General features: G+C 32.4%; 10 protein-coding genes. 3 read left to right on the forward strand and 7 right to left on the reverse strand.

Going from position 1 to position 12,250, the window contains the following annotated elements; translation table 11 throughout:
- Nucleotides 1-59: 59 nt before the first annotated feature.
- From TD29_RS14290 to TD29_RS14320, 7 genes are all read right to left on the reverse strand, one after another.
- Nucleotides 60-3,206 carry an Eco57I restriction-modification methylase domain-containing protein gene (locus TD29_RS14290; RefSeq protein ID WP_040281500.1) on the reverse strand — a complete coding sequence of 1,049 codons (3,147 nt, stop codon included), beginning with the start codon at nt 3,204-3,206 and terminating at the stop codon, nt 60-62.
- Nucleotides 3,207-3,275: 69 nt separating this feature from the next.
- Entirely contained in the window at nt 3,276-3,728 is a 453-nt protein-coding gene (locus tag TD29_RS14295) for a hypothetical protein (RefSeq protein WP_152611528.1), read from the reverse strand.
- Nucleotides 3,729-3,786: 58 nt separating this feature from the next.
- Nucleotides 3,787-4,515 (reverse strand): P-loop NTPase family protein, encoded by a 729-nt coding sequence (locus TD29_RS14300; RefSeq protein ID WP_040281503.1) that lies wholly within the window; start codon nt 4,513-4,515, stop codon nt 3,787-3,789.
- Between the two features lie 9 nt (nt 4,516-4,524).
- The gene (locus TD29_RS14305) at nt 4,525-5,187 is read right to left on the reverse strand and encodes a hypothetical protein (protein WP_152611529.1); all 663 of its coding nucleotides are present in this window, start codon (nt 5,185-5,187) and stop codon (nt 4,525-4,527) included.
- A gap of 2 nt (nt 5,188-5,189) precedes the next feature.
- Nucleotides 5,190-5,477 (reverse strand): helix-turn-helix domain-containing protein, encoded by a 288-nt coding sequence (locus TD29_RS14310; protein ID WP_040281507.1) that lies wholly within the window; start codon nt 5,475-5,477, stop codon nt 5,190-5,192.
- Nucleotides 5,478-5,556: 79 nt separating this feature from the next.
- Nucleotides 5,557-6,345, reverse strand: coding sequence for a hypothetical protein (locus TD29_RS14315; RefSeq protein ID WP_040281509.1), 789 nt, complete (start codon nt 6,343-6,345; stop codon nt 5,557-5,559).
- Between the two features lie 21 nt (nt 6,346-6,366).
- Nucleotides 6,367-7,659 carry a site-specific integrase gene (locus TD29_RS14320; protein ID WP_052467126.1) on the reverse strand — a complete coding sequence of 431 codons (1,293 nt, stop codon included), beginning with the start codon at nt 7,657-7,659 and terminating at the stop codon, nt 6,367-6,369.
- A gap of 522 nt (nt 7,660-8,181) precedes the next feature.
- Here TD29_RS14320 and ilvD point away from each other — a divergent pair.
- From ilvD to ilvN, 3 genes are all read left to right on the forward strand, one after another.
- Nucleotides 8,182-9,861 (forward strand): dihydroxy-acid dehydratase, encoded by a 1,680-nt coding sequence (ilvD, locus tag TD29_RS14325; protein ID WP_040281510.1) that lies wholly within the window; start codon nt 8,182-8,184, stop codon nt 9,859-9,861.
- Between the two features lie 25 nt (nt 9,862-9,886).
- The gene (ilvB, locus tag TD29_RS14330; RefSeq protein ID WP_040281549.1) at nt 9,887-11,620 is read left to right on the forward strand and encodes a biosynthetic-type acetolactate synthase large subunit; all 1,734 of its coding nucleotides are present in this window, start codon (nt 9,887-9,889) and stop codon (nt 11,618-11,620) included.
- 102 nt (nt 11,621-11,722) lie between these two features.
- Nucleotides 11,723-12,250 (forward strand): acetolactate synthase small subunit (gene ilvN, locus TD29_RS14335; protein WP_040281512.1); only part of this gene is annotated, 528 nt, incomplete at its 3' end.

Consider the following 12,250-nt stretch of genomic DNA (forward strand, 5'->3'; position numbering starts at 1 on the left):
CTTATACAAATATACAAATTATTGAATGCAATGGTTGTGCAAAAGTGTTATAGCTATAGCTATGCGTTTTCAACAATGTCTCGTTCTTCCTCTGTTAGACCATATAAATCGTACACCATAGTATCAATTGTTTTTTCTGTTTGAGTGATTTGGGCTTGTAACTCTTGGGCTTTTTTCTTGTTATCCTCAAAAAGTTCTAACCACTCAAACTCGTCTTTTTTGGCAAGCGGTGTGCCACCTGCTTTTTTAATGGCTTTGTTGAGTTCTTTTATAAAGTCTGCAAAGTCTAATTCGTGCCAGTTTTCGAGTTTGCGTGAAAGTTTAAGCAGATTAAATGACGACAAAATAAACCGTTGGAAACTATTTTTTTGATTTATATGCTGATTTGCAAATGTTTGGATTTTCAATACATTTTCTAATAGAACTGTATTAGATTTAGCGATAGGAAAATCTTTAAAGTGTTGAAGTTTAACTTTTGGAAATAAGTCATCGAATTCTGAATGTTTAAACCTAAAATAAAAGCTCATCAATTTAGAATTTATAATACCTAAAACACTTTTAGAATTAAATTCAGAATTTTCATTAAATTTTGCAATAAATACTGATTGGTCAGTAAAGAATAATTCTTCTATTTCAGTTGCATATAGAAGTTTAGATGGTATTTGCCGTAATAAAATTCTATTGCCTTCAAAAAAATCAATTTCTCTTGGTTCTGCAAGCCATTTACCATAACTTACATAACCATCATTTTGCCAGTTAATAGTCCACCTGTTTATATTTTTACCTTTTATATATGGTTTAAAAGTTGAATCTTTTTGAATATTTGACTGAAATGGATCTTGCGATATAAATTCTTTTGTATGCCCCACACGTTTATGATAAAGTCCGACACCACGACCAATTCGTGAAATTTCTGATAATTTCAGGGTGTTTTTTTCAATTTTTCTTAAACAATTTAATATAGATTTATTTACTGAAAGATTAATAATGAAATTATCCTCCTGCAGCCAACCTTCTTGTAGAGATGAGAATTTTTCAAAGATTTGAGAATTGTCAAAATATAAAATCACGGTTTCTTTACCTCTCTTTTTTAATCCATAATTAACAATTATTGTATCAACATTTGCGTCAATGAAAGTATTTGAAGGCATATCAACAAACTCATAAAGTTTATACTCAGCTAATATTTTCTTCCTTACTGGTGACAAGAAAATATTGTTCAACCAGGCGTTTGGTATAATCAGCGATATTATTCCTTTTCTATTTATTAAATGTGAACATTTCTCAATGAACAAAACATAAAGGTCTATTTGATAAACTGATGTATCATATTTACCTAAATAATATTCCTTTTCGTTATTGGTAAAATTTCCGTCTTTCGAACTGACATAAGGCGGATTCCCAATCACTACATCAAAGCCTTGTTTTACATCAACAGATTGCTTCGTTCCTCGCAATGACGGATTGAAAATCTGTGGAAATTCTTGTTGCCAATTAAAGGCTTTATCTCCTGCTACAGTTTTGCTATCAATTAATGAGTTGCCGCATTTAATGTTGCTGCTTAAATCGCTTAACTTACGTCGTGGTTGTGCGGTGCGTAACCAAAGCGATAGTTTGGCTATTTCTACGGATTCTTCGTTAAGGTCCACACCGTAAATATTGTTTTCTAAAATGGTGTTTTCTATATCACTTAAAATAAGGCCACCACCCAATACTTTTGCTTTTAGCTCATCGATGTAACGGTGTTCTTTTATTAAAAAATCTAACGCTTGGTTTAAGAATGCTCCAGAGCCACAAGCAGGGTCGCAAATGGTTATTTGCAGTAACCATTCTCTGTAGTTATCTAAAACTTCTAATAGTTGCTTTTTGGTGTTTTGGTGTGTTCCCTTTTTTATCTCGAAATAGGCTTCTTCCTTAAAACCTAATTGGTCTTTTTTCTCTTGGCAAAGTTTACCAACGGTATTTTCTACAATGTATTTGGTAATGTATTTTGGTGTGTAGAACACGCCATCTTTTTTGCGTTTGCTCTTTTGCTTATCGAACTCGCCACCTTCGATTTCGGCATTAATGCTTTCTATTTCGTTGAGTGAGTTTTCAAAGATGTGCCCTAAAATGTTAACATCTACTTGACTGCTAAAATCGTATTTAGCGAGTTTGTAGGTGTGTTTGTAAAGTAAGTCATCATCAATCTCCAAACTATCTAAAATAGCATCCGGTTTAAACAACCCGCCATTATAGGCATATATTTCTGCTCTTGAAGTTGTGCCTTTTCTACCTTCATCTAAAAAATGAAAGTATTGTTTAAAGAGGTTGTATAATGGGCGTTCGTCACCAAAATCAATATCGGCTTTCCACTTATCGAGAATTTGGATGGTTGAGTTTGGTGGTAAGAGGTCTCTATCTTCGGCAAAGAAAATAAACAGAAAACGGTCTATGAGTTTCTGTGATTTTTTGAATAGGGATAGTTTTACGTTTTTTTCGAGTGCTTTTAGTTCGTCTGTTTCTTGAGACATCTCGACTGCGCTCGATGTGACAGCTTCGGATTTAATGCGTTTGGCATTTCGTTTTACCAGGTCTCTAAAGAGTTCGCGTTTAAAAACGGAATAGTCGTTGTAAAACTGTTTGGTAATCTTGTCTTCTTCAACTAAAGAGGCTTCTTTTATTGTTAGTGGTAGATTGTTAAGAATGTTATCCTTTTGCAAGCACAAGTACATTAAGGCAAATTCTTCGGGTGCTAATTGAAAGAGATTGAACTCTAAAAACTCGGTAGCATCATTGATGTAAAATCGCAACTTCTCAAAATTGGATGTAATGACATACACACAGCCTTTTTGATTGGCTTTATAGTCGAATGCCTGTTTACGGATGCTTTCTAAATCTTTGGTATTAGTTCCCTTTAGTTCAATAACTCCAATTGCTTTGGTTTCTTTTAAAATAGCTCCATCAGCTTTTCCTGCTCCTTTTTGGTTTTTAAACTCGGTTGTGATATTGAAATCAGGTTTTGGATTCAGGGTATAACCCAAGACGTTGACAAACAGCTCGTCCAGAAACTTTGCCTGGTACTGTTCTTCTTTTGAGTTTTTAATATTCTCTTGAATGGTAGCATTATGAAAATACTTAGTATATTTTTTATAGGCACGCTCTACTACTGAATTATCTTGTTGTGCCAGATATGTTTTTATTACTGATGTTTGAAATAATGCCATTTAAATGGATAAAATTCTTTATTCTCTAAAAATAGTAATTAAAAGTAATTTTACCTTCATAATCCTTTTCTAAAAGTTGGATGGGAACTTTTTTGTTTTATTGAATATTATAGCAGTTTTTAATTGTTTTAATTCTTCTTTTAAGCTCTCAATATCACCTTTAGTTGCTGGTAACGTATTTGGTGCAAATATTTTCTTTGCAGAAAAAACTACTGCATCAGAAGTCATTGATCCTATAGCTGAATTTGAAATTGCAACTGTATTAATTTCTGTAGAAGGTTTTAAATTACTTAACCTTTCATCAATTGCTTTAATACTCGCCATAATTTCATTGGAATTAACCAAACTATTTTCTTGATTTAAAGCTATAGTTTCATCCTTTTTATAATGTCCAGAAACGTATTTATAATCATTTCGCTTGTAACTTGCTTTTGTTTTACAACTCGTTGTGCAATACACGTGGTTACTTCTCCTTGATTCAAACATTTGATGACAATGTTTGCAGTATTTGTTTGTTTTCATAGTTTATTGAGTCTTTTTTGTACTAAATACGTTAAATAAGGTTTTATTTAACCTTTTATCATCTTCTAAAACTTGTTCCTTTAAATTCAATAATGTTAAACATTTCATGGAAACGATCATACATCCGACCTCCATATCGTAATCCAAGATCTTGCAAAGTTTGTTTCGCACAATTATCATTTGTTGTATAGTTACAAGAAGCAAATGTTATTAGATTTTTATCATAGCGATTTATCAACACTTCATCGATAACATCAATATGCCCATAATTACTTGCTATTCTTTCAGAATTAACATCATCAATAAACATCAATTTTCGCTCTACATCTTTAAAAAAACTTTCTTTGTCCATTGGGGTTTTACAAACTTCATAATGATGCACAAGTGATTTAGATGTATAAATCTTAAATCTTAAATTTGGGTACTTTTTGAAGATGTTTTCAAAAACTCTCATGTAATCTGTCTTTCCTAAACCATAACCACCTATCAACATTAGTCCCTTTGCGAAAGAAGGAATACTTATATCTGCTCTTAAATTTTCACATTCAAAAAACTCTTTATCCCTCAAAAAATAAAAAAACAATACTTTTAAATTATGGATAACATCACAACTCTCTTGAAGTTCTTTTCCGTACATTTCTTCAAATGTTTTAAGAAAGACTTTCCATAATTCCCGTTTAGTGATTTCATGTTCGGGCTCCATTTGATTATTAAAATTTGAGCTATAACTACGTTCTATTAATTGATTTAATATTTGCTTAGTATTTTTAACCTTATTATTTCTCATAGTAGTAAATTATCTATTAGTTAATAATTCAGTCTTGGATTTACTCTTTATTTTAGGAGTTCTTTCATTTGCCAACCATTTTGTTAAACGTTTATCAATTTCAAAAAACCTCTCTGTTTCGTAACGCATTTTGGTTTTATCTAAACTTAATTCGCTCCAGTAATCAAAAAAAGATTCTAATATTTCAAATTTAATTTTAGAGTGCTTAAAAACTTGTTTTTTAAATCTTACACGTCTATCATTAATTGTTTCTTTATTAAATTCATTTCCCTTTTTACTTTCTTTAGTTGTTGTTATTTGAGTGTTGTTTGTATGTTTCTTGAAAACTGTTTGCAAGTTAACTGGTTTGTTACTTTCAGTATTTGCAGACTGGAATTTATCATAATTAATAAGGGTTATAAGAGTAAATCGGTTTGTTGATTTAATTTTAATATAACCACTGTCTTGCAATTTTTGAATTGCAGTTCGTACAGCTTGTATAGACAATCTTAGATCTGTAGCTAAATGGTTATTTGAAGTAATTAATTGACCTCTTTTAACAAGCTGTCCTTGCCATTTTTTATCCTTAAAATTTACTTTAAAAATTAAATGAAAATAAAGTCGCACTATATTTGGCGATTGATACCATTCCCAATCCATTAAATCCCGATGCATGAGTACATATCCTATCATAATTAATCTTGCTTAATAAGTTTAAGATATATATCACTTTTTTTGTAGTACACTCGGTTTCCAATTCGATAACTGGGAAGAATTTCATTTTTTCGCCAATTCCATAATGCTTGCTTACTACATTTGAGTAATTTTATTGTCTCATCTACAGTGAGCAATTCTTCATCATCCTTTTTAGGAGGCCTATATTTTTTAAAAAACTCCTTCAGCTTAATGTCTACACCAATCAAGATATTGTCTGTAAGTTCTTCAGGAGTTGTTTGATAAAAATGTAATTGTTTTGATTTCATTTGTTGTTATTTAGTATTTATTTCAGGTACAAAGTTAAACCCAAATAACACCTCTTAAAGTACCAGTAGGTACCGGTACCTATCCTAATCTTCCAGAATCCGGAAGGTGAAATCCATTTTTTAAAAAATTTTCATTAAGTTTTATAAATTTTTCAGAATCCACACTACTATATTTTCTTAAAGTTTCAATTGAAGGATCAATGCCTGTAAAATCAAATGAATTTAGGATCATACGTGATAATTCCTGATAATTAATCTCACCATTTTTTTTAATTGGTGGATCCATATAATTTTCCGCAATCAACTGACTAACAAAATATGCCAAATGAGCAGGTTTACCAGACCATATTAACTTATTTGAGATATTATTAAGTTTTAAATTTGAATAACGTTCTACAAAATCTGAAATAAATGTTTTTCTTATTTTGATATCCTCATGAAGATTTTGATAATCTACTATATGATATAGCAAAGTATCTTCATAGCTTGGCTTAAGTATTACATTTTCTGTTTTTATAAAATCATCCTCTAAGCTTATTTCATTATAATAACCACCTTCAGACATGCTAAATTGAGCGTTATTCAATACTTCATCTATTTTTGGTAAAATTTTATATTTCAAAACCTTTAAAAGCAATTCCTGATTTGAAGATTGACCATAATGATAGTTAAGAAATTCATCCACATCAAGAACATCTATTTCTATTAATAGTTCTTTTAAAAAATATTTTAGATAAAAATCATCAATCAATTCTGGTTCATGATAATCAAAATTATCAAGTTCATATTTTAAGCCTTTATTGACTTCTTCTACTTTCAACTTATTGAAATGAGTTTTATTAATTGCAAATATTTCTTTATAATTCATAGTTTGATTTTTAAGTTAATTTTATTGAAAAAATGCACTATCAGCAATTTTTACTGCTCTTTCTTGAGGTGTCACTTTAATATACTTGTAAAATTCTCGCTCTGTTGAATGACCACTTATTGCCATAATATCTATTGTTGACATTTTAGAAAGATAGGCATTCGTACAAAATGATCTTCGAGCTGTATGAGAAACGATTAAAGTATGTTTTGATACCGTTTCATTTGTTTTCTTCCCTCCTATTGTTCTTTTAATAGAAATTTGTTCATTGATTTTTGCTTTTCTTCCAGCTTCTTTTATGTATTCATTTATATCAGGAGCATTTAATTTACGAGGGAGATTACCATCATATCTCTCATTCATTATAGATTTTATGCGAGGATGGATTGGAACGTAGACCTTTTTACTTGTTTTCTTCTGCGTAAATTCAAAAACCTCCCTATTATTGAAAACTTTAATCTGGTCAGCCCTAATACCATTATAATCTGACACCCTTTGACCCGTGTAATATCCAATCAAAAAAATATCACGTGCGAGTTCCCAATCTTTTGTCTTAGACAAATCAACATTATACAGCGCTTCAATTTCTGATTCAGTAAGGTATATTGATATTGTTTCTTCTGACACCGTTTTGAATTCCCTATGCCTATACTGAAAATTGGTATTAATACCATCATCTGAAGCTCGATTCAAAATTGTAACTAAATTCTTAATGTGCTTTCCAATTGTATTGATGGAATAGTTCTTTTTCTCCAAGAACTCTATAAAAATGTAATAGAACTTTAAATTGATTGATTCAAAATCTAAACTGTATTTGACCTCCTTGTCAAAGTCTTTTAATCTATTAACGGTTTGTTTATAAGATCGAACAGTAATTGGACTCAACTTAACAGCTCCTATATTTTTAGCCTGATTTTCTTTACTACTAATAAAATTTTCTGCAAACTCAAAAAACGAAGTAATTGGTTTTTCGACCTCTTCCGAGTCTCGAATAATTTTTTCTAATAATCCTTTGAGAATTTTCCTATTCTGCTTTTCTACTTCAGTTAAGTTGGAAACTTCTTCTATAAAATTAGAAGAATACCTAAGTAAATCTTTATTGACCGTGTCACGATTTCGCAATGTTGAGACAGCCCTAATTCTTTGATTAGATTTATCCCAATTTTTTGGATTCACTTTATACCCAGTAGCAAACTTTATTCGATTATTTCTTCCAAAGCTATAATCTAAAACTATGGAAGTTTCTGTTTTAGCGTTAACATCTTTTAACCTATACTTAATGGTTCCAGAGGTAGATTGAATTGCTTTACTCATAAAATATGATTCTTATAAATTAATAAAGGGACAACAATAGGGACAACAATCACATTATATATTGTTATTTCAAAAGTAAACAAATTATACAACAATCACTACAAACACAGTAATAACATAGCTTTTAACTAAAATATAATAAATAGAGATAACATACTATAAAGCAAAAAGTGGTACTGGAGGCACCACCACCTAAACCCGATCTGAAAAGATTGGGTTTTTTGGTTTTTATAACTTCACGTTTTGATTTAGAATTCATTAAAAGACTTCCTATATCACTTTTTCTACGGAAATTTTACAACTAAAAATTGAGTCCAAATTAATTCAATAAAACCCTTTTACACTAAGCGCACTTTTTTTATTTAAAAATTTAAAATACTTGAACATCATACAAAATAAATGATATATATTTGATTACCAACACCTTAAATAAGAGTCAACAGCATTGAATCTAGCGAAAATCAATCAATAATATTCACCAAATAAAAGCAAACAAGTACTTTAGATTTAGCAAATAAAGATATGAGTCAATTAAATAAATACAGTAAAACCGTTACACAAGATCCAACACAGCCAGCAGCTCAAGCTATGCTTCACGCAATAGGATTAACAAAAGAAGATTTCTTCAAACCCATAGCAGGTATTGCAAGCACTGGTTACGAAGGCAACCCTTGCAACATGCACCTTAATGATTTAGCAAAATTAGTTAAGAAAGGTACAAACAATGAAGACGTCATTGGCTTAATTTTTAACACAATTGGAGTTAGTGATGGCATCTCTATGGGAACACCAGGAATGCGATACTCACTGCCTTCACGTGATATTATTGCAGATTCCATGGAAACCGTCGTACAAGCCATGAGCTATGATGGGCTAATTACTGTAGTAGGATGTGACAAAAATATGCCTGGCGCTCTAATGGCAATGATTCGATTAAATCGCCCAAGTATTTTAGTCTATGGAGGCACAATAGATTCTGGTTGCCATAACGGACAAAAATTAGACGTTGTCTCTGCTTTTGAGGCTTGGGGAAGTAAAGTTGCAGGTACAATGCAAGAAACAGAATACCAAAATATTGTTGAAAAAGCATGCCCAGGAGCAGGAGCTTGTGGAGGCATGTATACAGCAAACACAATGGCATCTGCAATTGAAGCTCTTGGCATGACCTTACCTTTTAATTCTTCTAATCCCGCATTAAGTGATTCAAAAAAAGAAGAATCTGTAAAAGCAGGCGAAGCTTTACGCCTATTATTAGAAAAAGACATTAAACCAAGCGATATAATCACAAGAAAATCTCTTGAAAATGCTGTAAGACTAGTAACAATTCTAGGTGGTTCTACTAATGCAGTATTACACTTTTTAGCTATTGCAAGAGCTGCTCAAATAGATTTTACCCTTAAAGATTTTCAAGATATAAGTGATAACACTCCGTTTTTAGCCGATTTAAAACCTAGCGGAAAATATCTCATGGAAGACGTTCATGCTGTTGGAGGAATTCCGGCTGTTATGAAATATCTATTGAAAAAAGGACTAATTCATGGAGACTGCTTAACAGTTACAGGAAATACTATCGCTGAAAACTTACATGATGTTGCCGATTTAACCGAAGGTCAAGACGTTATCAAACCTATAGAGAACCCTATCAAAATTTCTGGTCATTTACGTATGCTCTACGGAAATTTAGCTACTGAAGGCAGTGTTGCTAAAATAACCGGAAAAGAAGGATTAAACTTTGTAGGAAAAGCAAAGGTTTTTGAAGGTGAATATGCAGCAAATGACGGAATAAGAGACGGGAAAGTAGAAAAAGGCGATGTGATAGTCATTAGATATGAAGGTCCAAAAGGAGGACCTGGCATGCCAGAAATGCTTAAACCAACGGCTGCTATTATGGGAGCAGGTTTAGGTAAGGACGTTGCTTTAATAACCGATGGAAGATTCTCAGGAGGTACGCACGGTTTTGTCGTAGGCCATATAACTCCAGAAGCACAAGAAGGCGGCAACATTGCATTAGTTAAAGATGGAGATTTAATCACTATCGATGCAGAGACCAACTCTATTTCAGTGGAAGTTTCCGAAGACGAATTAGAAAAAAGAAGATTAAAATGGCAAGCACCAGAATTAAAATTCGAACGTGGTGTACTTTATAAATATGCAAAAACAGTGTCATCAGCCTCCAAAGGTTGCGTAACTGATGAATTCTAAAAAATTCATAGGAAAGCAGGAAAATATGGAAACAACAACAATAAAAAACGAATCTAATAACACTCAAACCACCGAAAGAATCTCTGGTAGTGAAGCCATCATAAAATGTTTATTAGCCGAAGGTGTGGATATTCTTTACGGTTATCCTGGAGGCGCAATTATGCCAGTTTATGACGAATTATTTAAGTACCAAGATCAAATTCATCATGTTTTAACACGTCACGAACAAGGAGCTGCTCACGCAGCACAAGGATATGCACGTATTTCTGGTAGAGTTGGTGTCGCAATGGCAACTTCAGGACCTGGAGCTACCAATTTAGTTACTGGTATTGCAGATGCTCAAATAGATTCAACACCATTAGTATGCATCACAGGACAGGTTGCTTCGCATTTGTTAGGTAGTGATGCGTTTCAAGAAACTGACATTGTAGGCATTTCTACACCAGTCACCAAATGGAATTGTCAAATCACCAAAGCTTCACAAATCCCAGAGGTCTTAGCCAAAGCATTTTACATTGCCAAAAGCGGACGACCAGGACCCGTTTTGGTGGACATCACTAAAGACGCTCAGTTTGAAGAGTTCGATTTTAAATACGAAAAATGTAAAGGCGTAAGAAGCTACAAACCTGTTCCTTACACTGAAGAAAACGCACTAAAAGCTGCTGCCGAACTGATTAATAATGCAAAAAAACCACTTATAGTTTGGGGACAAGGTGTTATTTTAGGAAAAGCAGAAAACGAATTTAAAGCCGTTGTTGAAAAAGCTGGCATCCCTTCCGCATGGACTATTCTTGGAGCATCTGCAATCCCAACATCTCATCCATTAAATGTTGGTATGGTTGGTATGCATGGTAATTATGCGCCAAATGTTTTAACCAACGAATGTGATGTTTTAATCGCTATCGGAATGCGTTTTGATGATCGTGTAACTGGCAACTTAGCATCTTATGCAAAGCAAGCAAAGATTGTACATTTTGAGATTGATCCTGCTGAAGTTGATAAAAACGTAAAAACCGATGTTGCTGTACTTGGAGACGCAAAAGTTAGCCTTGACGCATTATTACCATTATTGAATGCAAATACGCATAACGATTGGCATCAAAAATTTAAAGATTTATATAAAATTGAATACGAGAAAGTCATTAAAAATGATTTACATCCTACCAAAGAGGGCTTAACTATGGGAGAAGTGTTGAAAGAAATCAACATACAAACCAAAGGTGAAGCCGCTATTGTAAGTGATGTAGGACAGCATCAAATGATTGCTTGTCGTTATGCCAACTTTAATCAATCTAAAAGCAATATAACATCTGGCGGATTAGGAACCATGGGATTTGCTTTACCTGCAGCAATTGGAGCAAAAATGGCAGCACCACAACGCGAGGTCGTTATGATTGCTGGTGATGGAGGTTACCAAATGAATATTCAAGAGTTAGGGACTATTTTTCAACAAAAAGTACCTGTAAAAATTGTGGTACTTAATAATGAATTCCTCGGAATGGTTAGGCAATGGCAACAGCTATTTTTTGATAAACGTTATGCATCTACAGAAATGATAAACCCAGATTTTGTAGCCATTGCAAAAGGCTATCATATTGATGCCAAAAGGGTTTCAGAACGTAAAGATTTAAAAACTGCCGTAAAAGAAATGATAGATTGTGAAGGTCCTTATTTCTTAGAAGTAAGAGTAGAAAAGGAAGGCAATGTATTCCCAATGATACCTACAGGAGCTAGTGTATCAGATATAAGATTAGAGTAAAATAAGAACAAAGAAACTAGAATAGAGAATAAAAATTTCAAAATCCTGAAAGACCATAAAAGTCTATTTTCTATTATCTTTTTTCTATCATCGATTAAAAGAATGAATACAGAAAACAAACAATTTACCGTTTCAATATATACAGAAAACAATATTGGATTGCTAAATAGAATTTCAGCAATATTTCAACGACGACACATGAATGTTGAAAGCTTAAATACGTCGCCTTCAGAAATAGAAGGTGTATCCAGATTTACACTTGTTGTTAATATTACCGAAGCTCAAATGAAAAAAGTTATCGGTCAAATTGAGAAGCAAGTTGAAGTGATTAAAGCTTACTATCATACTGAAGACGAAATCATTTATCAAGAATCATGCTTATTTAAAATTAAATCTGAATTGTTATTTGACGAACGTCAAATTCAGAATATCATCAAAGAAAGTAATGCTAGAATCGTAACCGTAAACAAAGACTTCTTTGCTATCGAAAAATCTGGAAGAAAAGAAGAAATAGATTTATTATATAGAGAATTAAATGCCTTCGGAATTATGCAATTTACGCGATCAGGACGTGTCGCAGTCACTAAAGACGAAATGAAAATATCTACAATGCTTGAAGCATTTCAAGAT

The organism is Psychroserpens damuponensis (assembly GCF_000826655.1).
In the GTDB taxonomy this organism is placed as follows: domain Bacteria; phylum Bacteroidota; class Bacteroidia; order Flavobacteriales; family Flavobacteriaceae; genus Psychroserpens; species Psychroserpens damuponensis.

Excerpts from the sequence above, each read along its gene's own strand:
- TD29_RS14290 (WP_040281500.1), bottom strand. The coding sequence starts at position 3,206 with ATGGCATTATTTCAAACATCAGTAATAAAAACATATCTGGCACAACAA.
- TD29_RS14295 (WP_152611528.1), bottom strand. The coding sequence starts at position 3,728 with ATGAAAACAAACAAATACTGCAAACATTGTCATCAAATGTTTGAATCA.
- TD29_RS14300 (WP_040281503.1), bottom strand. The coding sequence starts at position 4,515 with ATGAGAAATAATAAGGTTAAAAATACTAAGCAAATATTAAATCAATTA.
- TD29_RS14305 (WP_152611529.1), bottom strand. The coding sequence starts at position 5,187 with ATGATAGGATATGTACTCATGCATCGGGATTTAATGGATTGGGAATGG.
- TD29_RS14310 (WP_040281507.1), bottom strand. The coding sequence starts at position 5,477 with ATGAAATCAAAACAATTACATTTTTATCAAACAACTCCTGAAGAACTT.
- TD29_RS14315 (WP_040281509.1), bottom strand. The coding sequence starts at position 6,345 with ATGAATTATAAAGAAATATTTGCAATTAATAAAACTCATTTCAATAAG.
- TD29_RS14320 (WP_052467126.1), bottom strand. The coding sequence starts at position 7,659 with ATGAGTAAAGCAATTCAATCTACCTCTGGAACCATTAAGTATAGGTTA.
- ilvD (WP_040281510.1), top strand. The coding sequence starts at position 8,182 with ATGAGTCAATTAAATAAATACAGTAAAACCGTTACACAAGATCCAACA.
- ilvB (WP_040281549.1), top strand. The coding sequence starts at position 9,887 with ATGGAAACAACAACAATAAAAAACGAATCTAATAACACTCAAACCACC.